Genomic DNA, 23,257 nt, shown 5'->3' with positions numbered 1-23,257 from the left:
GGGGCTCACCTCTTCCCATCCCGAACAGAGTAGTTAAGCCCGCCTGCGCAGATGGTACTGCAGTATTGTGGGAGAGTATGTCGTCGCCTTTCTTTGAAGAATCCTCATCATGTATTTGATGAGGATTTTTTGTTTTATAATATTTTTGGAAACTGAATCCAAAGAAATAACGTGTGATAATACCAGAATCCTTGCTTCGCAACCACTGGTAATTTATGATTATTCCTAGGGCAGTATTGTAAGTAATGTAAATGGTATTTGGAGAAAGATCCTTTTAAACCGGAGATTTGCCGTTTAGGAAAAAAAACTATTTAACCTCTAGCACAGGGGTATCAGCAAAATTTGCTTTGAGTTCTTCTGGAAGGTAAGGTCTGCCTCCTGCTGCAGGGATACAGGTGCCGGTAAATACGGCGGAAGCCATTAGTTTTCCGTCTTTTAGTATCGACTGTTTGAAATGCAGGCGCGGCAGTCCCTGCGGGTCGGTAAAAACGGCACAGGTTACCTCAAAATGATCATCTTTTTTTAAAGAGCGGATGAATTTGATACTGTACTCGGACAAAACCATAAATACCCCGTTTTCTGCCTGCTGTACAAAGTCAAAACCCAGGATTTCCCTGATATAGTCGTGACGGCATTCCTCCATATAAAATGGATAATACAAACCGTCCATAATACCCTGGACATCTATGTGTTTCTCATCGGTTGTGTAATTTTTTGAATAATTCATTGATATAGATTAAAATTGGAGTTTATTTCTAAACGTGGTTATGCACTGCTTAGTATAAAGACGGCATTAATTTCTACGGGCTGGTTTGTTATATTATACAGATGCGTTTTCTTTTTTGCAGATTATAATAATACAGGAGCTGATTGATCAGCATCGGAAGTAAAATATTAATTACAGAATGTCTTATCATAGAGAGTCAGAATGTCTTTAATGGTAATACAGCTCTGATCCGTGTCGGGGTTTAAAAAGATATGGCCGTTCTCACTGAGCAGCAGTAAAGCATCGAGTACAGCAGTCTGGTTTCCCCTTCAAGGGAAAGCGGTCCTCGCGTTTACGACTGAAAACAGGGCTGCGCTATGCTGGTGAGCTCCTCCAGGGTGCAGCTGCGGTGATAATTCTAGGCAAAAAGCTGCTCGATTATGGGCAGGGAGGGTTGTTTAATTCTTTCTTTCTTATCCTCATGAACAAAACCGCCTTAGCTTTTTGTGGCAAAATTGAAGGCAGCTCCAGAATTGAAGTTGTGCATATGCTGAGGAAGAATCAGATGGTTAGACCAGGGATAACTATGTTTAAATTATTTTGTAAATTGGCGGCCTAAATTTTAAATTACTTAAATTCTTATATTTGATTCTGACAGATGCGACATAACCTTAGAATAATATAGTATCAAATTTCATGAATGAGTTAGCAGGTTGTTGTCTAGAGTAATAATTTAGAATCAAACGTATAATAAAAAAAGCGACGCAGAATACCTTCCACGTCGTTCCATTCATTTATATTTAATTGATTTAGATACCTTCCACCATCAAACGAGTGTCTGGTAAATTTTTCAATGGCTGTATTTTAACTTCTGGATTTGCCATTCTCGAAATTGCATTTAATGCAGCTGCAATTGCGCCTTCTTGCCAACCAGGAAGGGAGGAAATCTGATCACCAACAATAAAAAAGTTAGCATTGCTCGCATTTTTTGTTTTCGGATCTATAATTCCAGATCCTTGTGCAATAGCGTTAAATTGTTTCGTTGAGTAGTTCGCATCTCCAACGGCTTGCCAATATGCCCAGCCACCCTTGATATTTGGCATATTTTGCCAAGCTATGGCAACGCCTTCTTCCAAGCCTTCGGCAAATTTCTTACCGAATTTACTGGCATCATTTCGTGCTTTGGTAAGGCGCTCATCAACGGGTAATTTTCCCCAATCGTGTGCTACTTTATCAAAATTATAAGCGCCTGTGAGCACGCCTTTTTCGTCTTGATACGCCGTAGATGGATACCAGATTTGTTGAATTTCATTGTCTGTCCAAGAGATTCCTCCAAAAATAGGTACAACTCCCACTTCGGATTTTTCAACTGCCATTGTCTTGGGATTTATTGGGCTTCCTTGCCATAAAGATCGATTTGCTTGCCAACCCACTTTGGAGGTACAGGCTAAAAAACGCGGAACGTATCCGTCTTCTCGCGGTTTATAACCTGGAGCTTGTGTTGGTTCAAATTGTGCCACAAAAACGGCTTTTAATGCATCTTTAAATTTAGGTTCAAGTCCCGATTTTAGGAGATCAGAATCTAGAATGTTTTTCAAAAAAGGCATTGCAAGGTTGCAAACACAATAATCAGCTTCGTAATAGATCGGTTCTTCTGTTCCGACTTGTCCAACCGAAATGATGTACTTCTCTTTAGTTGAGTCCCATTTTATTTTTTTTACAGGACTATTCAAAAGAATGTTTCCTCCTAAAGCTGCCACTTGTTGAGCAAAAGCGTGCTGCACCTGATCCATTCCTCCAACGGGTTGAAATAAAGTAGGCTGCCAAAGAAAATCTGTAGGTTGATAGAATTTCGTGCCTTCCCAAAATTTTGATTCGAGCAATTTATCAAAACTCAAAACATCGGCTACAATTCCAGCCGCAACACCAGGTAATACTTCATATCCAGCGCGTGTTTTTCCATCCTCGAAGCCAGGTGATCCAGCCGTTGCGCTATAGGTTCCATCTACATCAAGTTCGCCGAAACTGACCATCAAATCTTGTAATTCTTCAACGCGTGTTTTAAGATTACTTTCACTAATTCCCACTTTTGAATTGCGAAGTAATTCTTCCGCATTTTTGTATACCATGTGCGCCAACCAACCTCTTGTATTATGATCCAAACGACGGTAAACCATAGGTTTACCTCCAAAGCTTTCGTTCTTTTGAACCAAATTAGATTCAGAGTTCATCACATATATTTCAACGTCTACCGAAAAACGTTTTAAGTAAGAAAGGAGTCGTTTGTGACTGCTTGGTATGCGACCAGGACCTGCATTAAGGTAAGGTTCTGAGTCTCCCACTGGGCGTTTAAATCGAACAACTTGTGGTTTTCCAGGTTTCGAATCGAACAAATCACTGTTTGCATCTTCGATGAGTGTATCTCCTGTGCGTAAGCTCATGCAGCGTCCTCCCGTTTTATGAGATGCTTCCAGAATGGTTACTTTTGCTCCAGACTCTTGAGAGAGTAGTTCATACGCGGTGGTAAGTCCCCCAACACCAGACCCGATGATTATAACTTCCTTTCCTTCTAGTTGATTTGGACTAAGTTTAATCGCTTGATTGGTAATCTTGTCTTGCATTTTTGTTGCTTTAGCCAATGCGGCGAATGCAATTGATCTTGGATTGTTTTTTAAAAATTCCTGACGACTTTTGTACTGTCCCATTTTGTGTAAATTTTATGTTAAAAAATAAAAAATTTGATTTCTATGGTATTCGTATTTTCTTTGGGTTAATCTTGAAAACGCTTTCTAACTCTAGATTTTATTTTCTGAAATGAAATTAATGATTGAAAATAAAAAAAATGAAAAAGATGTCGTTAATGAAGGTTTTTCTGTCGTGAATGGATGTTTTTTTGTTGTGAATAAAATTGATTTATTCCAATAAAATAAATTACTTAAGGTTATTGTATGAATGCGCTTTTATAAAGAAGATTAAAATATTAAAAAGTAAAGCCTACAATTATTTTGTCAGCCTTTTACTTTTTTTAAATTGCATTTAAAAAGATTTCCAGAAGCTTGCTAATTGAATCTGTTTCTAAGTAATATCAGTTTTTGTCGCATCTAAAGCTATAAATGTCAAGGACGTAATAAAGACTTTTGAAACAGCCACTTCTTCTTTTCCAATATGTTCATTGTGCCAAATGCCTATAATTCTAGGTACATTTTGTATTGTTAGGTTTTAAAACAAAATGCCAGCCTCTTGGACTCTAAAAGCTTCAAACCTAAACAGCTTAACCCTTGGTTTTGCTGGATTTCTTGTTTTCAAAAACACAATGTGCCACGATTCTGCCACAAACTTTGACTGATATAATATTTTTATAACAGTCTTAAGTTTTTGTGGCAAAATTGGAAGCAACTCCAAGACAAAAGTGCCACGATTCTGCCATAGAAATTTTGGGTGGTTTTAAAAAATTTGAAAAGCAGTATAAAAGAAAAAAACCTGCGAATCCTAGGATTTGCAGGTTTTACCACGTTTTTTGCGGCTTTTTGAAAAGATTGAAAACTTTATATTTTCTGGCTTTTCGGCCTTTCCGTGGGGAGAGCAGGATTCGAACCTGCGAAGTTCACACAGCAGATTTACAGTCTGCCCTCGTTGGCCGCTTGAGTATCTCCCCGATCTCAGCATTGATGCGCTTTGTTGTTCTAAGCGGTTGCAAAGATAGCAACGTTTTCTACATTTGCAAACAAAAAAAGAACTTAATTTTAAGTTATTTTAAAGTTATTTTTTAATTCATTGGAATTGAATAAAATAAAAAAATCTCCACTAGGGAGATTTTTTAACTTTATTTTAAAAGTAGGATTATTTTGCTAATAATTCTACGATTTTTGCTTTCAATTCCGGGCCTCTTAAGTCTTGAGCAACCACTTTTCCTGATGCATCAAGAATAAAAGTTGCAGGAATAGATTCAACATTATATTGTTTCGCAATTGGCTCATCCCAGAATTTAAGGTTTGAAACATGTGTCCATGTTAAACCATCTGCTGCGATAGCTTCTTTCCAGTGTTCAGCATCTTTATCCAAAGAAACTCCAACAATGTTTAATCCTTTTGAATGTAATTCTTTGTAAATCGCTACAACGTTTGGATTTTCTTTTCTGCATGGTCCACACCATGAAGCCCAGAAATCAACGATAGTTACTTTGCCTAAACTTTCTTTAAGCGAAACTACTTTTCCCTGCGGATTTGGCGCAGAAAAGTCTGCTCTTCATTTAGCACTGCCAACTGGAGGAGCTGATGCACCAACCGCAGGCAATTTAGCTTGACCTAGTCTAGTTTTGATTTCTTTACCAGGAGTTGTGTTTTTTACAGATTCGTCTAAAGCGTTGTATAAGCTCTCTGTTTTTTTGATATCATTGCTTGGATCATTAATCATACTTTGAATGATCAATGCAGAGATATAAGATTTTGGGTGTCCTTCAGCGTAAGCTAAATATTTCTTTTTAGTACTAGCTTGTACTTCTGTTTGGATTTCCATGTATTGTTTCATCAAGCCATTGATAGTTGCTGTATCTTGAGCTTGCTGCGCTTGCTGCATTTTTTGAGTATTCTTTTTCTGAAAATCAATTAAGTTTTTTTGAGTTTTTGTAAGATCATCATTGAATTTTACATACTCGTCATTATTGTAAGTTCCAGAAATTTTAGATTTGTGGATACTGTCTTTGTCAATTTCGATATTGATTTCTCCAGTTTCTAAGATAAATGGGATTGGCCCGTTAGCACCTTGAAGTATTAATGTGTGGAAAGCTGGTTCTTTAACTTTTCCTTTAATTTCAAATTTTCCATTTTCAACTTTTACAGTATCTAACGCAATTGTCATTCTTGTAGCTGGATCTTGTCCTTGAAGAATGATAGTTTTTCCGTTTTCGATTCCTTTTGCAGTACCAGTAATTAGGTATTCTCCGTCTTTAACTTTACTGCATGAAATGATAGCTGCAGAAGCTGTAAGTAAAAAAAGTATTTTTTTCATTATAAAAAATTAATTAGTTAATTGATTTGTGCAACAAAAGTATCTAAAATTATAAAACATAAAGAATTTTGTAACCTAAAATTTTGTTATAGTTTTTTTGTGTCTAAATGTCCTGTAATCAAGTGTTTTGAAGCGTTTAATTGATTTAAAACTCTTATTTATTTATTGTTTTGAATGCTAATATAGAGTTTTTTTAATACTAAGCCATAAAAAAAGCACTCTGTAAGAAGAGTGCTTTTTGAATTATTTTCGAATAAATTTATTCTTGATTTGTTTTCTTTCTCCAAGTAAAAGAGTTCAAAATGTGTCTTTTTGCGAATCTTCCAGGAGAATCAGCATTTACCATTTTCACGTAAGTAGCTTTAGGAACACTAATGTATTCGTAAACACTTCCGTTAGAAAAATCAATAATCAAACGTCCTTCTACAAATTTGTAATCTGTAATAGTGCAAGTTGAAATTGTCTCTGTATATTCAGGTAAATTAAGTTTAATAGTATCAGGGTGAATACTTACTAAAAAGTGGTAAGCTTCAATGATTGTTTTGCTTTTTTCTTCTGCCTCTTTTAAACCAGCGTCGTCTCCTACAAATTTATCAGGATGAGATTCTTTCATCGCATTACGATAAATTGTTTTTAAATCTTTTAACTCTGCAGTTTTTTCTACGTTTAGTAACTTGCGGTATTCAACTATTTTTTTCATAAATAAAAGGTAACTACTTGTCTATTAGTTTGAAATCGATATTAATTAGTTCAAATCGACAAATTTTTTGCAAAGGTACACTTTTTTTTAACTTTTCACTTTTGATCGAAAAAATATTCGGTAGAAGTTATAGGTTTTATAATGTTAGGACGATATTTTAACGCAAAATACGCTAAGATTTTTTTTTAAGTATGTTTTTTATAAAAACGGAAAGTTCGCAAAGCTTTACGTTAACAGCTTTACGAACTTAGTATTATTAATACCGCTTGCAATACAGTAAAAGAATCTTAGCGTACTTTGCGTTAAAATATTCTCATTTCAACTTGAAACAAAAAACTTATTCTGGCTTATGATTCGCCTTATCGAAGTTTTTAGATTTCTTAGGATATTTATCGTAGCTAATGTCGCTTGGATTTTCGATTACAGATTTAATCGTAACCCAGTCTCCAAGATTAAAGTTAGTATGAGCGATTTTATAATCTAAAAGATATTCACCACAGAAATAATTGTTGTTTTCATCTTTTTCGATAATGCCGGTATAAACCCCTTTTTGCGGCATTTTTTCTTGTGAATCTTTAGACATAGTTTTTTATTTTAAAATTGAAGTCGCAAAGTTAATCAATTTAGGTTTGTTTTAGGGAGTTCGCGACAATCTCAGTATATTTGCACATGCAGAAAAATTTTAAGCCACATCCAAATTCTTTTAAGAATACCTTTTGTGTTTTTAATGAAGTGCTTCCAAATGAAATAGAAGGTTTAAAAAAACAGTTTGAAAGCAAGGCAGGAAGTTCTTATTATTATACCGAAGCCGGGATGTATCGCGTATCCAATCATTGGGGAAGATTAGCCAATAGCAAATGGCGTTTAATTGCGCGTGAGCCGGAAATCGAATCGAAAACAAAAATTGGTTTTGCTGCCTGGGAAGAATTTTATCCTGATAATGCCGAAGAGAAACTATATTACATAGAAGCCGATTTTGAAAAGAATCTCGCCAATTATCAGCATAAAAATAACCCGAATTACGACGGAAAAGCGATTTTGAGAACAAGTTTTGAAACCACAAAACGCTTAAAACAAATTAGAAATCTGCAGCAATTAACTTCGTGGGCAAAATATTTTGATTATGATGATATTGCCGATTTAAGAAAGCAGATTATCAACGAACTGATTTTTACTGAAAGGAGTTTAGAAGAAATTAAAAGAGACATATAATGGGACGCAATAACGAAAGAAATATCAAAATTCACAATGACAAATTGCACAAAGCTCAGGCTAAGAAAAAACAAGCCGAAGTTTCCCGCAAAGAAAAACTCAAAGAAATTGTGAAAAAATTCAACGAAAATAAAACAGAGGAATAAATATAGTTTTAAGTTTCAAGTTACAACGGGACGTGAAACCTGAAACTTGAAACAAAAAAAACAAACATAATATATGAATACAAAATTTGAAACTTTAAAAGCAAGTGTGCAAGAAATCATTGATTTAATTGCTGCCGGAGATTCCAGAGAAGCAAATAATAAATTATTAGATGTAAGCGAAGTATTAGACGAAATGATTGATTTTGCTGAAGAAGATGAAGAAGTAAGAGAAATCAGCAGATATCAGGTTTTATTAAACCAGCTTCATGTAAAACTTAACGGAGAAGAGGAAGTAGATGGCGACGCATAAATGCTTTTGTGATACAGGATTACAGTTTGAAAATTGCTGCGGATTGTATCTTAAAAACAATCAAAAAGCGCCTACAGCTTTGGCTTTAATGCGTTCCAGATATTCGGCTTATGCGACTCATAATGCTGAATATCTTTTGGAAACAACCTATATTTCAGAAAGAAAATATTATTCGAAAGCAGAAATTCTAAAATGGGCTACCGCAAATAAATGGCAAAAATTAGAAATTCTGAGTTTTACAGAAAATACAGTGGAGTTTAAAGCCTATTTTTTAAACTCTGATAATAAACCGCAGACTCATTATGAGTTTTCAACCTTTAAATTTGAAAATAACGCTTGGTTTTATGTCGATGGAAAGTTTGAATAATTGTTACATCTAACACTGTTAGCTGTGAATTTTGGTTAAATATTTTAACTAAAAATTAATAAACGTTTCTATTTTCATAATTCCAAAAAGGCTTAATTTTAGAATTATGAAAAACGAATTTAAAAAAGGTTTTTATTTTAAGTCGTACGAAGCCCCGTTTCAGTCTCCGTTTGAAAAACTTTTTGGTATTTTCAAAGAGCTAATCACCCATACTTCGGGGGATTTTGATGAAGCAATCAACTGGCTTCGGGAATTAGATATAGAATATAAACTAACAGATGAGAACTACACAATCGATGATTTTATCGAAGATTTAAAAAAGAAAGGTTACATAAAAGACGAAGTCAAAGAAGATGGAAGCGGCGGTTTTGGAATCACTGCTAAAACAGAACGCGCAATTCGTCAGCAGGCTTTAGATCAGATTTTCGGAAATCTGAAACGTTCCGGAAACGGAAATCACAAAACAAAACATGCCGGAAATGGCGATGAACATACGGGAGAATTTCGCGAATTTAATTTTGGGGATGGTTTAGAACGTATTTCATTGACCGAAAGTCTGCGAAACGCTCAAATTAATAATGGTGTTGAAAGTTTCATGCTGACCGAAAATGATTTGGTTGTCGAAGAAACGCAGTACAAAGCACAAATGAGTACCGTTTTGATGATCGATATAAGCCACAGTATGATTTTATATGGTGAAGACCGAATCACGCCTGCGAAAAAAGTCGCAATGGCTTTGGCAGAATTAATCACAACCCGTTACCCAAAAGACACGCTGGATATTTTGGTTTTTGGAAATGATGCCTGGACGATTCCAATTAAAGATTTGCCGTATTTGCAAGTTGGCCCGTATCACACCAATACAGTTGCAGGATTGCAATTAGCGATGGATATTTTACGCCGAAAACGAAATACTAACAAGCAGATTTTCATGATCACCGACGGAAAACCAAGCTGCGTACGCGAACGCGACGGTTCGTACTATATGAACAGCAACGGTCTCGACGAATATATTGTAGATAAATGTTACACGCAGGCACAACAAGCCAGAAAATTACATATTCCAATTACGACTTTTATGATTGCAAACGATCCGTATTTACAGCGATTTGTGAATCATTTTACAGAAGCAAATCAGGGAAAAGCATTTTATACCGGATTAAAAGGTCTTGGTGAAATGATTTTTGAAGATTATGAAACGAATAGGAAGAAGAGAGTGAGGTAAGTGTTCAGTGTTCAGTTTTTAGTCGCAGTTTTCAGTTGTCATGCTGAGCGAAGTCGAAGCGCTGCTTTTATTGATTTGTGATAATTTTACACACAATGCATATCGTAGAGACGCACATCAGTGCGTCTACGCAAAGTGATGACACAAAGTTGATTTAAAAAAGGTTCAAAGTAGCAAAGGTTCAGAGGGACAAAGGTTTTTGAAATAAATTTATGCACAACGCAACAACACAATATTTGCCGTTAAATAACAATAAACAAAATAGATATTTCATAAAATGGAAATTAATAATATAAAAACATTAGGGCAGTTAAAAGCTGCAGGATATAAAAGCATAAGTATAAAGGACGAATTGCGAAATAATCTTCGTGAAAAGATAAAATCGGGGAAACCAGTTTTTGAAGGTGTTCACGGATTCGAAAATACCGTAATTCCGGAATTAGAACGTGCGATTCTTTCTCGTCACAATATCAATTTATTAGGACTTCGCGGACAGGCAAAAACACGTTTAGCGCGCAAAATGGTAGAATTATTAGACGAATATATTCCGTTTGTAACAGGTTCAGAAATCAATGACGAACCGTTGAATCCAATTTCACGTTTTGCAAAAGATTTAATCGAAGAAAAAGGAGATGAAACTCCAATTTCATGGTTACACAGAAATGAACGTTTCTTCGAGAAATTAGCAACGCCAGATGTAACCGTAGCCGATTTAATTGGAGATGTTGACCCAATTAAAGCTGCAAATTTAAAATTATCTTATGCGGATGATCGTGTAATTCATTTTGGAATGATTCCGAGAGCAAACAGAAGTATTTTTGTTATCAACGAATTACCAGATTTACAAGCCAGAATTCAGGTTGCATTATTTAATATCCTTCAGGAAGGCGATATTCAAATTCGCGGATTTAAATTGAGAATGCCGCTTGATATGCAGTTTGTTTTTACTGCAAATCCAGAAGATTATACCAACAGAGGAAGTATTGTAACGCCGCTTAAAGACAGAATTGGTTCACAGATTTTAACGCATTATCCTGAAACGGTCGAAATTGCAAGAACAATTACACAACAGGAAGCAAAACTGGACGAAAACCAAAGTGATGTTGTTTATGTTCCAAATTTAGCGAGAGATATTTTAGAGCAAATTAGTTTTGAAGCCCGCGAAAGCGAATACATTGACAATAAAAGTGGTGTAAGTGCCAGAATGAGTATTACCGCTTTTGAAAACTTAATTAGTACCGCAGAACGCCGTGCTTTAAAATCTGGAGTTGATAAAACAAATCTTCGTTTATCTGATTTTATCGGAATCATTCCGGCGATAACTGGAAAAGTAGAATTGGTTTATGAAGGAGAGCAGGAGGGAGCTGCTTTTGTAGCGCAGCATTTAATAGGAATGGCAATTCGAACTTTGTTTCCAACGTTATTTCCTAAAATAGAAAAATTAGAAAAGCCGGGAGAAAAAACACCTTACTCAGATTTAATTGAATGGTTTTTTGCAGAAAGTGGTTTCGAATTATTAGACGATGCTTCTGATGCTGAATATCAGGCTATTTTAGATGAAGTAACTCCTTTGGATATTCTATTAAAAAAATACCAGCCGCAATTAGATCAAAAAGATCAATATTTTGTAAAAGAGTTTGTACTGTGGGCTTTGGTAGAATATAAAAAACTAAGCAAAGACCGTTTTGCACAAGGGCACCAATTTAAAGATATGTACGGAAGTTATATTAGTAAATTATAAATTATTAGTTGTTAATTGTTAATTCAGCAGTAGTTATCAAACCCGACAGGTTTTAAAAACCTGTCGGGTTTATTATTTCTAAAAACAGCATTACCAGTTTTAAATAGTCTACCTTGCTCCGTTGGCTGTATTTGCAGTTTGCCTAAAAAAGCGATGGATGATAGTTTTGAGGATTTGATAGCAAGTTATATAGAGAATAAAATTGGAATTTCGGAACGGTTTATAAATGATGAATTATCCAATAATCTCAAGCAAAATTTAATCGATTTAAATGCTGCCAGTTTACTGTTGGCGGCGGGAATTGGAAATTCTGAAAAGCTTTCTTTTGACGGAAAAATTAGAAACGACGCTATTTATTGGCTGGATAAAAAGCACAATAATGCTTTTGAAAATGAGTTTTTCGATAAAATTGATGCTTTTGTACTTTATCTAAACGAAAGCTGCTTTGCCGGAATTACCGGTTACGAATTCCATTATTCGTTATATGAAAAAGGCGATTTTTATCTCAAACATTTAGATCAATTCAAAAATAATTCAAGTCGTAAATATTCTATGATCAGTTATTTAAATAGTAATTGGAAAGAAAGCGACGGCGGAGAATTAATGATTCATCAAAACAACAGCGAGCAGAAAATATCGCCTATTCAGGGTAAAACCGTTTTCTTTAAAAGTAATGAACTGGTTCACGAAGTTTTAGTTACACAAAATACCAGAGTGAGCATTACAGGATGGTTAAAAATTGACTAATATGTTTTTTTAGGAACATTCATTATAAGGAGATAAACGCTATTTTTGTATTCAAAATTTAATTCTATGTTGTTTCTTGTTTTAAGCATTTTATGCAGTGTAACGGTTGGTGTTATCTTCAAAATAACCCGTAAATACAATGCAAATCCTATTCAAATTATAGCTTTCAATTATATAATGGCAATATCACTTTGCTATTTTACTTTTAGCCCGGATTTAAATTTAGTTCATGCAGATGCGCCTTGGAACATTTATGCAGCCGTTGGTGTTTTACTGCCGATAGTTTTTCTGTTTTTATTCACTTCCATAAAACATATGGGAATTGCAAAAACAGATGCTGCACAGCGTTTATCGCTCTTTATTCCGATAATTGCAGCGTGGCTTATTTTTAAAGAAGAATTCAATTCGTATAAAGTTATTGGCTTGATAATAGGATTTATAGCATTGTTATTCATCTTAAAAAAACAATCCGGGAACGATCAAAACAAATGGATTTATCCGGCAGCTGTATTTATAGGTTTCGGGATTATCGATATCCTTTTTAAACAAATTGCACTTTTTACCGCTTTACCTTATACAACTTCATTGTTTATTGTTTTTGATATTTCATTGGCTGTTTCTTTACTCGTTGTCGTTTATGATGTTGCGGTAAAAAAAGTAAAACTGAATTATAAAAATATTCTTTTTGGAGGTTTAGTCGGAATTTTTAACTTCGGGAATATATTGTTTTATTTAAAAGCGCATAAGGCTTTCGCCGAAAATCCTTCAACAGTTTTTGCAGGAATGAACATGGGAGTTATTGTTTTAGGAAGTCTTGTTGGAATGCTTTTCTTCAAAGAAAAATTATCTAAAATCAATATTTTGGGGCTTGTTTTGGCCCTAATTGCCATTGTTTTTATCGTAAAATCACAATTTTAGCACTTTTTTTAATTTCTTAAATCATTAATTTACAAGGGATTTAATGTTAAATTTATATTTTTCTGAAATAAACCCGACTAATTCTATAGAGTTTATAAATATATTTTATAGATTTGCAATGACAATGAAAAACTATAGTCTAAATATCATCCCGTTTATGTGCAGTTTGACGATGTGCTGCATGTCGACCTATGCGATGAAATGGCGTTAATAGAGAAAGTACTTGTTAGTTATTTTTTTTTTAGCCTTTCATGCACCATGAAAGGCTTTTTTTAGGAACTATTAAATAAAAATAAAATGAGATCGAATAGAAACATAAATAGTATGATGCATTGCTGCCAGATGAAAATTCCTTGTTGCATGTGCAGCTGCTGATTTTATTCAGAAGAAACATTTTATGAAGCCCAAATCGATAAACCAAAAAAATAAAAATAAACACTATGAGTGCAGAAATTATAAAACAGAACCCCTTTCAATCTATGATTGACAGGTTTAATATAGCAGCCGATATTCTTAATTTAGATGAATCATTAAGACAAAAGCTGCAGCGTCCGGAAAAACAAATTGTGGTCAATTTTTCTATAACATTAGATAATGGAACCGAACAAAATTTTGAAGGATACCGCGTAATTCACAATACAGCTTTAGGTCCGTCAAAAGGTGGAATCCGCTACGACAATGCTGTTAATCTTGATGAAGTAAAAGCACTTGCCGCCTGGATGACCTGGAAATCTGCTGTAACCGGAATTCCGTTTGGAGGAGCAAAAGGCGGTATTATCTGCGACCCAAGAACACTTTCTAAAACAGAATTAGAAAGAATAACACGAGCTTATACAAAGGCTTTAGCCGATATTTTTGGTCCTGAAAAAGATGTTCCTGCACCGGATATGGGAACAGGCCCAGACGAAATGGGCTGGTTAATGGATGAATTTTCATTAGTTCACGGCAAAACAATTCATGCCGTTGTAACCGGAAAACACCTGCATTCTGGAGGATCATTAGGGAGAGTAGAAGCAACCGGAAGAGGAGTGAGCATTATTACTTTGCTTGCACTTGAAAAACTAAAAATCAGACCAGCTAGATCAACCGCTGCTATTCAGGGATTTGGAAATGTTGGTTTACATTCGGCTTTGTTTTTATATGAAAAAGGAGTTAAGATAGTTGCTGTAAGTGATGTTTCTGAGGCGTTTTTCAATCCTGAAGGAATCAATATTCCGGAGTTGATTTTGTATTACAATCTGAATAACAAAACTATTAAAGGTTATCCAAATTCAGTTGCGATCAAACATGAGGATTTATTGCTTTTAGATGTTGATGTTTTGATTCCGGCTGCAAAAGAAGATGTTATTACACAAAAGAATGCCAAAGATATTCGTGCTAAAATAATTATTGAAGCTGCAAATGGACCTGTTTCTTCTGATGCTGATAAAATTTTACACGAGAATAATGTTTTAGTAGTTCCGGATATTTTAGCAAATGCCGGAGGTGTAACCGTTTCTTATTTTGAGTGGCTTCAAAATTCATTGTTAGAATCCTGGAGAATTCATCAAATTAATAAGCGTTTAGAAGATATATTAGAAAAAGGTTTTGAAACTGTATTTAGAGTTGCAGCCAAACATAGTGTAACGCCGCGAATTGCTGCTTACATTATTGCTTTGAAAAAAGTGGCAGACACACAATCTGTTAAAGAAGTAGCTCTGGAAGCCGATAAATACAAGCAAAACTAGATTTTTTCTAAGAGAAATTTAAGACTATTTTCATCGGTTAATATCAATATATTTGTATCTGATATTGGTTGATGAAAATATCTTTTTTAGTTTAATTAATTGTTATTTAGTTTCTTAAAATCGATAAAAGTAATTTTTAAAAATGAAAAATATTAATTTTCTTGCCTTTGCAATGCCCGCTTTCTTTCTGTTTTTATTTTTGGAATATAAGCTGGCGCAACGAAAAAAGAGACCTGAAATTTTTAATTATGAAAGTTCTGTTTCTAATATTAGTATTGGAATTGCAGAACGATTGATTAATTTGTTTGTTGCCGCAAGCTTTTACCAATTGTACTATTTGATTTATGATGATTACCGGATTTTTGATGTTCCGAGTAATTTTTTAGTCTGGATTGCCTTAATTCTTGCCACAGATTTTGTTTGGTATTGGTATCACAGATTAGGACATGAAGTCAATTTTTTCTGGGCAGCACACATTGTACATCATCATAGTGAAGAATTTAATTTTACGGCCGCAGCCAGAATCACCACTTTTCAGGCCATAGTCCGAACGGGATTTTGGTGTATCCTTCCTTTTGTTGGGTTTCATCCCACAATGGTAATTACAATGCTTATTGTTCACGGAGCATATTCTTTTTTTACGCACACACAGCTAGTAGGAAAAATAAAATGGCTTGAATATATTTTTGTAACGCCTTCTGTTCATGGTGTTCATCACGCATCTGACGAAAAATACCTTGATAAAAATTACGGCGATATGTTTACGTTTTGGGATCGTCTTTTTGGAACTTTCCAGGAAGAAGAAGAAAAACCAAAATACGGATTAACACATCCGCTAAAAAGCTATAGTTTTCTTTGGCAGCATTTTCACTACTATTTTGAAATATATGAATTATGGAGACGTTCAAAAGGATTCAAAGCAAGATGGAAAGCCGTTTTTGGAAGTCCTGCACACATGGATCAGGATATTCGTCCAACTTTAGAAAAACGCTTTTTGCAAGACAAAAGTAATCCGCATCAAAGACTCCGATTTAGAAATTACCTTTATATTCAATTAGGAATCTGTACTTTATTGCTAACCGTTTTTACGTATTATTTTGATCATTTAGAGGCATACGATAAGATTTTTGTATTGTCGATTATCATTATCACTTTAATAAACTGCGGCGCTATTTTAGAACAGCGCAAATGGATTTATTATCTCGAATATACCCGTATTTTTATGATAACGACGTATTTTTTATACGAAAGAGATCTAACCATATTTTTCTTCGTTCCGCTGGCCGTTATGATTTTTGCTGAGCAATTATTCTCGTTGAGTAAATATTATCAAAATATGATTTTACAGTTAGAATCTGCAGAATAAATAAAAAAGCGACAGTAAAATGTCGCTTTTTTATTTTTTAAATTTCAGGAACAGTTTGTCATTTCGACTGAAAGGAGAAATCGCACTAGAAATTCCGCAAAGTGTATAGACAATCTTTGTCGATTCTCGAGTGCGATTTGCTTCGCCTGTTCGCTATCGCTCGGGTCTCCTTTCAGTCGAAATGACAAGATTGTGTGTAAAAAACTTAGTCCCTTAGCAACTTAGTATCTTAGCATCTCAGAAACTTAGATAGTTTTAATCGCCATAATTTTCTCTTCAAAAGTATCTTTAAAGTCTGATTTGCTTTTAATTCTGGTTTTGTAGGTATAAATGGTAGCTACAGAAAGTTCCAGAAATTCAGCCATTTGACTGCTGTCCTGAATTCCTAATCGGTACAAAGCAAAAATGCGGAGTTCCGTGTTTAAAAGTTCGCCTTTCTTTACAATACACTTGTGATCATTCGGAAATAAATGATTGAAATCAGTCACAAAAGTTGGGAATAGTTTCAGGAAAATTTCATCAAACTGATGGAATAAATTTTCTCTTTCTTCCTTTACATTATAGCGTTTTAAGCTCGCAATAACTTCATCTGTTTTTTTGGTAATAATTTTATGAAGCGTACTTTTTTGGATATGATCAATCTTATTAATGAAAGCCGAAGTTGCCTTAATAAAATACGTAATATATTCCTCTTTAATCGCATTTGCCTCGCTTAAACTTATATTCATTTCCTGAAGTTGAGCGTATGACGAAGCCATTATTTTTCTCGCTTTATTTTTCTCCTTTAATTGTTTGAAAATAATAATCGAGAACAAAATGATTATCAGCGTCAGGATAGTCAAAAGAATAATGATCTTTTCCAGTTTATCATTTTTATCTTTTACGTTATTTAACTGCGCTTTTTCGATAATAGGTAATATGGATGAGATTTCAATTTTGCGATGTCTGGCGTTGTAAAAAGTAGCGTCATCCATGGCAATATTAATATACTCGTTTGCTTTATCCAGATAACCCATTTTAAAGAGTTCATTGGCAAGATTTCTGAGTGCGACAGTTTCTTTCGTCGCATTTTTAACATCGGCAATAGCGGCGAGTGCGAGATAATAAATCGCTTTTTTAGTATATCCTCTTTCAGAATAAATATAACCGAGACTCGAAGTAGCGATTCCGTAATAATCCGGAGGTAAATCGTAATTATTGATCCAGTAGCTAAAAGCAAATTCGGCACCGCGCCAGTCTTGCTGCTTTAAACGTTTTAAACTTTCGGCAGCCCAATATTCATTAGAATTAGTTCCAATTAATTCTAAGGCCTTTTTAAGGAAATGATTTCCCTGCTGAACATAATGAATATTAAAACGCTGATCGCGGTTATAATCGGCTAAATCATAGTATGCGCGGGCTTTGATGTTATAATATTCAAATTTGTTTTTCTGATCCAGTTTTTGATCGTCAATAACATTCAGCGTATCAATAGCTTCTTTAAATAATCCAGAGGAAAGCAGTACAAAACCTTCCTTAATTCGACTTTTAGCCAAATATTTAGGATCTTTTAAAACAATGGCTTTGATTTTTGCTTCTTCTAAATAATAATAAGCCGAGTCATATTTGAATGATTTGTATTCTTCAAACAATGACATATAGGTATGATACAATTGCTCGTTATTTTGGCTGACAGTAAATTTTGAAACATTCTTTTTTAAAGTTTCAATTTTGCGATATTTCTGTTTTAAGTAAACTTCTTTTTTTAGCAGTACATTGTCTAATTCTTCAAGAATTGGATTTGTCTCTTTCGCAGTTAGAGAAAAACCCGCAATGAAAAAATACAGTACAAATATTTTTTGCATGGTTTGGTTGTGGTTTTAAGGTAAGGTAATTTATGGTTGAGCTAATTCGTTTAAAAGCAAAATTAATTAAAAACTGATGATTAACAGTTCTGGAAATAGGAGAGTATCGTTTTAAGATTTTTTTTCGAAATGCCTTAGTGTGAGTATCTAAAAGGCCTTAAAATGTTAAAAGTACTCTAATAATTTGCAATTATACAATAAAAAGCGGTTATATATATGTATAGTGAAAAAATATTCACATAAAATTTCCATATTGTCATATTTACCATTATTCTACAGGTACTTTGCATCTAAACAAGACCTTGATTTTTGTGTTTTTAGTAAAATTTTAAAGCACTGATAATCAGTTAATTATTTACGAAAACGTTTGAATTATATCTTGATTTTTTACAGATATTTTTTTTTAGATTTATTTAACATCTAGCTTCGTACTGTCCTTTTTAAGGGATGAAAAACTAACAAAAACCAAAATTTATGAGAAGTAAAAGTTATTACTGGTTAGCTCTGTTTATTTGTTTTTTCGTGATTAGCTGCGATAATACAGAAGACGGAAGCTACGTTGATCCAATTACGATTTATGAAAAAGTAAACGGAAATTGGGGATTAACAAATCTAAAAATGGTTGACGAATTTGCAAAGGCAAATAAGATCGAACCAAGCGAGGAAAACTTGAGTACTTTTTTTAACTACGAAGATTTTAAAATCAATTTTAGCGTAGACGAAAAAAACAAACCTACAAGTTATGAAGTGACGGGCAATGTACCTCCTTTATTTGCTCCAAAAGGCTATTGGGAATTAAGCTCAGATTTTCAACAGACCAATGCAAGCGCAGTAAGAATCTACTTGTACAGCGACGCTGCAAAAACTCAAAAAACAGACGAACTTAGAGTAACATCTGTTCCTGGGAACAATGACGAAATGGAATTTCAGTTAGTGCATTCTTCAGGAGGAACTCCGTTTGTGACTTATGTATTTAAATTAAATGCTATTAATTAAAAGTAATATGAAAAAATTTCTATATACAATTTTACTTGCCCTTTTGATGGCTCCAACATTTACAAAGGCACAAGAAAACGCGGGAGCTGTGGGACCTATGTCATCATTTCCGGTTGTTTACAAATATGACGAGCAAGTTACATGGTACTTTGATCTTTCTGGAACTACGTTTGCAGAAAATCAGGATTTATACATATGGATTTGGTCACCATCTGAACCAGATGCGGGAAATTGGGAGAATTCATCTGATTTCGCAAAATTGCACTATGAAGGAAATAAAGTGTGGAGTTTTACTTTAACTCCAACAGTTTATTTTTCTAAAACCCCGGCTGAAATTGCAGCAAGTGCAGGATTCTGGTTTCGTTTAAAAGACAAAACGGGATCTAAACAAAGCGACGTGGCGAATATGCCATACACTGATTTCTCTTCTTTTTATACTGCGAATGAGCTGATCAGAGCTTATCCAACAAAACCAACAATTGATAAAGGTGTAAGTATTTTATTTAATGCCAATTTAGCTCCGGGATTTGCGGGCGCAACAAGCGTTCACATTCACAGTGGATTGAACAACTGGGATATTAAACAAGAATACCAATCATGGTTACCGGACATTGTTGAAAAAACCAAACTAAAAGATTTAGGAAACGGATTCTACAAAATGGATTTAGTTCCAAAAACATACTACAATGCACCAGACGGTTACGTGATGGAAAATTTAGTTTTCCTTATGGTAAAAGACGACTGGGCAGGAACAATTCCGGATCAAGTTTTATATGCAGGAGCTTATGAGCCGCCGCCGCCGCCAGTATTTGGATTTTTCCCTTTACAAATAAGCCAGAAAGATTTCTTAGGAATTTACAGAAAAAACAACGAGCCGGGAGTAAACAAATTACTTTACACGATTACGGCTGGTGCAAAAACAATTTCTGGTGAGTTTAGCGGAGGAACTGCAGAGATAAAAGGATTTGTCAATTTGGTTACAGAACTTAAGGATTCTCCTGTTTTAAGTGAAATTCATGTTTTAGTTAAAGACAACAAAGACAAAACAATTTCAGACACGACGATTCCGCTTAAAACCTTAGACAAATAATTCACTATCAAATTAAAACATCATTCTAATGAAATGAGCATAATCCTAAAATTAGTCATTGAACAAATAATGGATATGCGAATTACATATGACTGATAGAAAAACAATAAATAACTACATATGAATAGTAAAAATAAAAGAATAGTCCTGCATCAAATGTGGACTACTAAATCGCTGGTATTCATGATTTTCATGCTTTTTCTTTCGGCAGGAATGTTTGCTCAGGGAAAAAAGCTGGTAACGGGTACCGTTTATGACAATACAGGCACTGTGTTGCCGGGAGCATCGATTATCGAAACAGGAACAAGAAATGCGACAACGACAGATTTTGACGGAAAATTTAGTTTAGAGGTAGCCGTAGGAGGTTCAATCGAAGTTTCATTCATCGGTTCAACCACTCAAAAAGTGCAGATAACAGCAGCTTCTTCAAAATTAGAAGTTCGTTTACAAAATGACGGTTATCAATTGGCAGAAGTTCAGGTGGTTTCTGTTGGATACGGGACACAAAAGAAATCTGATTTAACCGGAGCTATTTCAACTGTTACGGCAGATAATTTAGTAAAAGGAACAATTTCTTCTACAGAACAAGTTTTGCAAGGAAAAGTTGCCGGATTAAATATCATTCGTCCTTCGGGAGATCCTGCTGCGGGTGCAACACTTCGTTTACGTGGAGGAACTTCATTAACAGCAAGCAACAGTCCGCTTATTGTAGTTGACGGAATTGCTGGTGTTGATATCAATGTGGTTCAGCCGGCAGATATTAAATCGATTGACGTTCTTAAAGATGCTTCGGCGACAGCCATTTATGGATCAAGAGGAGCAAACGGAGTTATTATTATTACAACAAAATCAGGAACAAAAGGAGTTTCTGTAGTATACAGCGGTTTATCAAGCGTAGGTTATGTTGCTGATAATTTAGACCTTTTATCTGCAAACCAATGGAGAGGTTATGTTCGTCAAACCGGAAACATGGATGCTGTTGATTACGGCGGAAATACAAACTGGCAAAAAGCAATCGAACAAACAGCTATTTCACAATCACATACTTTAAGTATTAATTCTGGAAAAGTTGACAGCGGTTTTAGAGCTTCGATCGCTTACTTAAACAATGAAGGCGTTATTAAAAAATCTGGTTTAGAAAGAATCAGCGGAAACGTGAGTGCATACCAATATCTTGGAGACAATAAAGATGTAAAATTTGATATGGGTTTATTTGCTAATATCGACAAATGGCATCCTATTGATTACAGAATTTTTGAACGTGCTTACAACTTAAACCCAACAATTCCGGTTTATGATGCAAACGGAAACTTTACATCTGTAGGAGGAAATATCTATGAAAACCCGGTTGAGATTTTAACTAACAGAACAGTTGATAACGAAAGACACAGACTTTTAGGATACTTTAAAACAGAGGTTAAATTCTTAAACGATTTTCAGGCAGTTGCTAATATTTCGTTAGAACATAATGCAGTAGCGGGTGGTACATACAAACCAACTTACGCTATTATGGAAGGTAGAACTGAAGCTGGTTATGCGCAAAGAACATACGCAGAATATACAAACGCACAAGGCGAACTTTATGTAAATTATTCTAAAGTATTTGGTAAACATACCGTTAGTGCATTGGCAGGTTATTCTTATCTGGAAAATATTTATCAAGGTTTTGGAGCACAAAGAAGCGGTTTTGTGAGTGATGCTTTTGGCTACAATAACTTAGGAGCAGGTTACAACTATCGTTTAGGAGACGTTTATTCTTATAAAGGAAAATCAAATTTAGTTTCTTTCTATGCTCGTGCAAATTACAATTACGACGGAAAATATCTGCTTACTGCAACAGTAAGACGTGACGGTTCAAGCCGTTTTGGAGAAAACAATAAATGGGGAACTTTCCCGTCTGCATCTGCAGCGTGGAAAATTTCTAACGAAGATTTTATGAGCGGTACAAAAGACTGGTTAGGATCTTTAAAATTAAGAGTTGGTTATGGAGTTACAGGTAATCAGGACGGAATTGGTGAATATAAATCACTTTCTATTTTAGGTGTTGGAAACGATAGTTACTACGATCCGGTTACAGGAACCTGGAGTTTAGCTTATTCTCCAAAACAAAACCCAAATCCTGATTTGAAATGGGAATCTACAAGACAAATCAACGTGGGTATCGATTTTGGTCTTTTTGACAGAATCACAGGTTCATTTGAATGGTACCAAAAAAACACAGACGATTTATTGTATACTTATGAAGTTCCTCAGCCTCCATATTTAGTAGGAACAATGCTTGCAAACGTGGGTGAAATGTCTAACAAAGGAGTTGAACTTACTTTGAATGCTGATATCGTAAGAGGAGATAAATTTACATGGAATGCTAATTTAACACTTGGACACAACATCCAAAAAATCGAAAAATTATCAAACCCAACGTATAAAACTGATGTTATTTACAGTGGTTCATTACACGGTTTAGCAGGTATGTCTGGTCAATATTCTCAGGTTATTGCAGAAGGATATCCAGTGGGAACTTTCTGGGGATTCAGAAATGCAGGTCTTGACGAAAACGGAAAAATTCAGTACTACAATGCGGCAGGAAATGTTGTGGCAGAAAGTGCTTTAGTTGATGCTGATAAAACAGATTTAGGAAACATTCAGCCAGATTTAACTATGGGTATTGGAATGAATTTTACTTACGGAAATTTTGATCTTGGAATTACAGGTTACGGAATGTTTGGACAAAAAGCGTTGAATGCTACAAACATGATGCTGAACGATCCAACAAGATTACCATCTTACAATGTAACAGATGATTACTTAGGAAGCGGAATTACTTCTGCTCCAAAATATTCAGATTACTGGATCGAGGATGCTTCTTTCTTTAGATTACAGACACTTTCAATTGGATACACAATGCCATTAGGCTTCAAAAATTCAAAATTAAGAATGTATATCATGGGAGAAAACCTTGCAGTATTTACAAAGTATAAAGGTGTAGATCCTGAAATTGGATTGAATGCGCAAGATGGAGTAGGTCAAACAGGAGTAATAGACCAAACAGGATTAGCAGCGCCTGGTATCGATAAATATAACAATTATCCAAGACCAACTACAATTTCTGTAGGATTAAATTTCACGCTGAATAACTAAGCGATTAACTCAAAAAT

General features: G+C 34.7%; 19 protein-coding genes, 1 tRNA gene, 1 rRNA gene and 1 pseudogene. 14 read left to right on the top strand and 8 right to left on the bottom strand.

What is annotated here, in order from left to right:
- A 5S ribosomal RNA gene (gene rrf / locus J2Y38_RS17660) occupies positions 1 to 92 on the top strand; the annotation flags it as partial.
- Between the two features lie 215 nt (positions 93 to 307).
- Here rrf and J2Y38_RS17655 read toward each other — a convergent pair.
- The 7 genes and pseudogenes from J2Y38_RS17655 to J2Y38_RS17625 form a co-directional block, all read right to left on the bottom strand.
- Positions 308 to 727 (bottom strand): thioesterase family protein, encoded by a 420-nt coding sequence (locus J2Y38_RS17655; protein WP_309845082.1) that lies wholly within the window; start codon positions 725 to 727, stop codon positions 308 to 310.
- A gap of 788 nt (positions 728 to 1,515) precedes the next feature.
- Positions 1,516 to 3,411 carry an FAD-dependent oxidoreductase gene (locus J2Y38_RS17650; protein WP_309845079.1) on the bottom strand — a complete coding sequence of 632 codons (1,896 nt, stop codon included), beginning with the start codon at positions 3,409 to 3,411 and terminating at the stop codon, positions 1,516 to 1,518.
- Between the two features lie 869 nt (positions 3,412 to 4,280).
- A tRNA-Tyr gene (locus J2Y38_RS17645) sits at positions 4,281 to 4,361 on the bottom strand.
- A 185-nt stretch (positions 4,362 to 4,546) separates the two neighbouring features.
- A pseudogene (locus J2Y38_RS17640) lies at positions 4,547 to 4,933 on the bottom strand (peroxiredoxin family protein); the annotation flags it as partial.
- An 18-nt stretch (positions 4,934 to 4,951) separates the two neighbouring features.
- A complete protein-coding gene (locus J2Y38_RS17635; RefSeq protein ID WP_309845076.1) occupies positions 4,952 to 5,713 on the bottom strand; it encodes a DUF4369 domain-containing protein in 762 nt (253 codons plus the stop codon).
- A 259-nt stretch (positions 5,714 to 5,972) separates the two neighbouring features.
- Positions 5,973 to 6,413 (bottom strand): KTSC domain-containing protein, encoded by a 441-nt coding sequence (locus tag J2Y38_RS17630; RefSeq protein ID WP_053474414.1) that lies wholly within the window; start codon positions 6,411 to 6,413, stop codon positions 5,973 to 5,975.
- Between the two features lie 337 nt (positions 6,414 to 6,750).
- On the bottom strand, positions 6,751 to 6,996 hold the full coding sequence (locus J2Y38_RS17625; RefSeq protein WP_073488378.1) for a hypothetical protein: 246 nt from the start codon (positions 6,994 to 6,996) through the stop codon (positions 6,751 to 6,753).
- Positions 6,997 to 7,082: 86 nt separating this feature from the next.
- Here J2Y38_RS17625 and J2Y38_RS17620 point away from each other — a divergent pair, with 86 nt between their 5' ends.
- From J2Y38_RS17620 to J2Y38_RS17575, 10 genes are all read left to right on the top strand, one after another.
- Positions 7,083 to 7,625, top strand: coding sequence for a hypothetical protein (locus J2Y38_RS17620; protein ID WP_309845071.1), 543 nt, complete (start codon positions 7,083 to 7,085; stop codon positions 7,623 to 7,625).
- Positions 7,625 to 7,771: a hypothetical protein gene (locus J2Y38_RS17615; RefSeq protein WP_091290999.1), complete on the top strand. Its 147-nt coding sequence runs from the start codon at positions 7,625 to 7,627 to the stop codon at positions 7,769 to 7,771. Before J2Y38_RS17620 ends, J2Y38_RS17615 begins: the two co-directional genes overlap by 1 nt.
- 73 nt (positions 7,772 to 7,844) lie before the next feature.
- Positions 7,845 to 8,081 carry a hypothetical protein gene (locus J2Y38_RS17610; RefSeq protein ID WP_309845069.1) on the top strand — a complete coding sequence of 79 codons (237 nt, stop codon included), beginning with the start codon at positions 7,845 to 7,847 and terminating at the stop codon, positions 8,079 to 8,081.
- Positions 8,068 to 8,448: a YchJ family metal-binding protein gene (locus J2Y38_RS17605; RefSeq protein ID WP_309845068.1), complete on the top strand. Its 381-nt coding sequence runs from the start codon at positions 8,068 to 8,070 to the stop codon at positions 8,446 to 8,448. Before J2Y38_RS17610 ends, J2Y38_RS17605 begins: the two co-directional genes overlap by 14 nt.
- A 106-nt stretch (positions 8,449 to 8,554) precedes the next feature.
- Positions 8,555 to 9,673, top strand: a complete 1,119-nt coding sequence (locus tag J2Y38_RS17600) for a VWA domain-containing protein (RefSeq protein ID WP_053474419.1) — start codon at positions 8,555 to 8,557, stop codon at positions 9,671 to 9,673.
- 277 nt (positions 9,674 to 9,950) lie between these two features.
- The gene (locus J2Y38_RS17595) at positions 9,951 to 11,414 is read left to right on the top strand and encodes an AAA family ATPase (protein ID WP_309845065.1); all 1,464 of its coding nucleotides are present in this window, start codon (positions 9,951 to 9,953) and stop codon (positions 11,412 to 11,414) included.
- A 153-nt stretch (positions 11,415 to 11,567) separates the two neighbouring features.
- Positions 11,568 to 12,161 (top strand): 2OG-Fe(II) oxygenase, encoded by a 594-nt coding sequence (locus J2Y38_RS17590; protein ID WP_309845063.1) that lies wholly within the window; start codon positions 11,568 to 11,570, stop codon positions 12,159 to 12,161.
- A 66-nt stretch (positions 12,162 to 12,227) separates the two neighbouring features.
- Positions 12,228 to 13,079 (top strand): DMT family transporter, encoded by an 852-nt coding sequence (locus tag J2Y38_RS17585; protein ID WP_309845061.1) that lies wholly within the window; start codon positions 12,228 to 12,230, stop codon positions 13,077 to 13,079.
- Between the two features lie 440 nt (positions 13,080 to 13,519).
- Positions 13,520 to 14,806, top strand: a complete 1,287-nt coding sequence (locus tag J2Y38_RS17580) for a Glu/Leu/Phe/Val dehydrogenase (RefSeq protein WP_309845059.1) — start codon at positions 13,520 to 13,522, stop codon at positions 14,804 to 14,806.
- 142 nt (positions 14,807 to 14,948) lie between these two features.
- Positions 14,949 to 16,172 (top strand): sterol desaturase family protein, encoded by a 1,224-nt coding sequence (locus J2Y38_RS17575; RefSeq protein WP_309845058.1) that lies wholly within the window; start codon positions 14,949 to 14,951, stop codon positions 16,170 to 16,172.
- 245 nt (positions 16,173 to 16,417) lie between these two features.
- Here J2Y38_RS17575 and J2Y38_RS17570 read toward each other — a convergent pair whose 3' ends face one another.
- A complete protein-coding gene (locus J2Y38_RS17570; protein ID WP_053474425.1) occupies positions 16,418 to 18,016 on the bottom strand; it encodes a DUF6377 domain-containing protein in 1,599 nt (532 codons plus the stop codon).
- A 474-nt stretch (positions 18,017 to 18,490) separates the two neighbouring features.
- Between J2Y38_RS17570 and J2Y38_RS17565 the strand changes: the two genes are divergently transcribed.
- The 3 genes from J2Y38_RS17565 to J2Y38_RS17555 all read left to right on the top strand — a co-directional run bounded on the left by J2Y38_RS17565 (position 18,491) and on the right by J2Y38_RS17555 (position 23,240).
- Positions 18,491 to 19,012, top strand: a complete 522-nt coding sequence (locus J2Y38_RS17565) for a DUF5004 domain-containing protein (protein ID WP_053474426.1) — start codon at positions 18,491 to 18,493, stop codon at positions 19,010 to 19,012.
- Between the two features lie 7 nt (positions 19,013 to 19,019).
- Positions 19,020 to 20,102, top strand: coding sequence for a hypothetical protein (locus J2Y38_RS17560; RefSeq protein WP_309845055.1), 1,083 nt, complete (start codon positions 19,020 to 19,022; stop codon positions 20,100 to 20,102).
- A 120-nt stretch (positions 20,103 to 20,222) separates the two neighbouring features.
- Positions 20,223 to 23,240 (top strand): SusC/RagA family TonB-linked outer membrane protein, encoded by a 3,018-nt coding sequence (locus J2Y38_RS17555; RefSeq protein WP_309845054.1) that lies wholly within the window; start codon positions 20,223 to 20,225, stop codon positions 23,238 to 23,240.
- The last annotated feature ends 17 nt before the right edge of the window (positions 23,241 to 23,257 follow it).

Origin of the sequence: Flavobacterium sp. 2755 (assembly GCF_031455715.1) — a bacterium.
Taxonomy (GTDB): Bacteria; Bacteroidota; Bacteroidia; order Flavobacteriales; family Flavobacteriaceae; genus Flavobacterium.
This window is presented reverse-complemented; position numbering and strand designations above follow the sequence as displayed.

Bases quoted from the DNA above. Each gene is read 5' to 3' on its own strand.
- J2Y38_RS17600 (WP_053474419.1), top strand. From the start codon at position 8,555: ATGAAAAACGAATTTAAAAAAGGTTTTTATTTTAAGTCGTACGAAGCC.
- J2Y38_RS17620 (WP_309845071.1), top strand. From the start codon at position 7,083: ATGCAGAAAAATTTTAAGCCACATCCAAATTCTTTTAAGAATACCTTT.
- J2Y38_RS17655 (WP_309845082.1), bottom strand. From the start codon at position 727: ATGAATTATTCAAAAAATTACACAACCGATGAGAAACACATAGATGTC.
- J2Y38_RS17580 (WP_309845059.1), top strand. From the start codon at position 13,520: ATGAGTGCAGAAATTATAAAACAGAACCCCTTTCAATCTATGATTGAC.
- J2Y38_RS17575 (WP_309845058.1), top strand. From the start codon at position 14,949: ATGAAAAATATTAATTTTCTTGCCTTTGCAATGCCCGCTTTCTTTCTG.
- J2Y38_RS17630 (WP_053474414.1), bottom strand. From the start codon at position 6,413: ATGAAAAAAATAGTTGAATACCGCAAGTTACTAAACGTAGAAAAAACT.
- J2Y38_RS17610 (WP_309845069.1), top strand. From the start codon at position 7,845: ATGAATACAAAATTTGAAACTTTAAAAGCAAGTGTGCAAGAAATCATT.
- J2Y38_RS17585 (WP_309845061.1), top strand. From the start codon at position 12,228: ATGTTGTTTCTTGTTTTAAGCATTTTATGCAGTGTAACGGTTGGTGTT.
- J2Y38_RS17615 (WP_091290999.1), top strand. From the start codon at position 7,625: ATGGGACGCAATAACGAAAGAAATATCAAAATTCACAATGACAAATTG.
- J2Y38_RS17635 (WP_309845076.1), bottom strand. From the start codon at position 5,713: ATGAAAAAAATACTTTTTTTACTTACAGCTTCTGCAGCTATCATTTCA.
- J2Y38_RS17560 (WP_309845055.1), top strand. From the start codon at position 19,020: ATGAAAAAATTTCTATATACAATTTTACTTGCCCTTTTGATGGCTCCA.
- J2Y38_RS17650 (WP_309845079.1), bottom strand. From the start codon at position 3,411: ATGGGACAGTACAAAAGTCGTCAGGAATTTTTAAAAAACAATCCAAGA.
- J2Y38_RS17625 (WP_073488378.1), bottom strand. From the start codon at position 6,996: ATGTCTAAAGATTCACAAGAAAAAATGCCGCAAAAAGGGGTTTATACC.
- J2Y38_RS17565 (WP_053474426.1), top strand. From the start codon at position 18,491: ATGAGAAGTAAAAGTTATTACTGGTTAGCTCTGTTTATTTGTTTTTTC.
- J2Y38_RS17605 (WP_309845068.1), top strand. From the start codon at position 8,068: ATGGCGACGCATAAATGCTTTTGTGATACAGGATTACAGTTTGAAAAT.
- J2Y38_RS17595 (WP_309845065.1), top strand. From the start codon at position 9,951: ATGGAAATTAATAATATAAAAACATTAGGGCAGTTAAAAGCTGCAGGA.
- J2Y38_RS17590 (WP_309845063.1), top strand. From the start codon at position 11,568: ATGGATGATAGTTTTGAGGATTTGATAGCAAGTTATATAGAGAATAAA.
- J2Y38_RS17555 (WP_309845054.1), top strand. From the start codon at position 20,223: ATGAATAGTAAAAATAAAAGAATAGTCCTGCATCAAATGTGGACTACT.
- J2Y38_RS17570 (WP_053474425.1), bottom strand. From the start codon at position 18,016: ATGCAAAAAATATTTGTACTGTATTTTTTCATTGCGGGTTTTTCTCTA.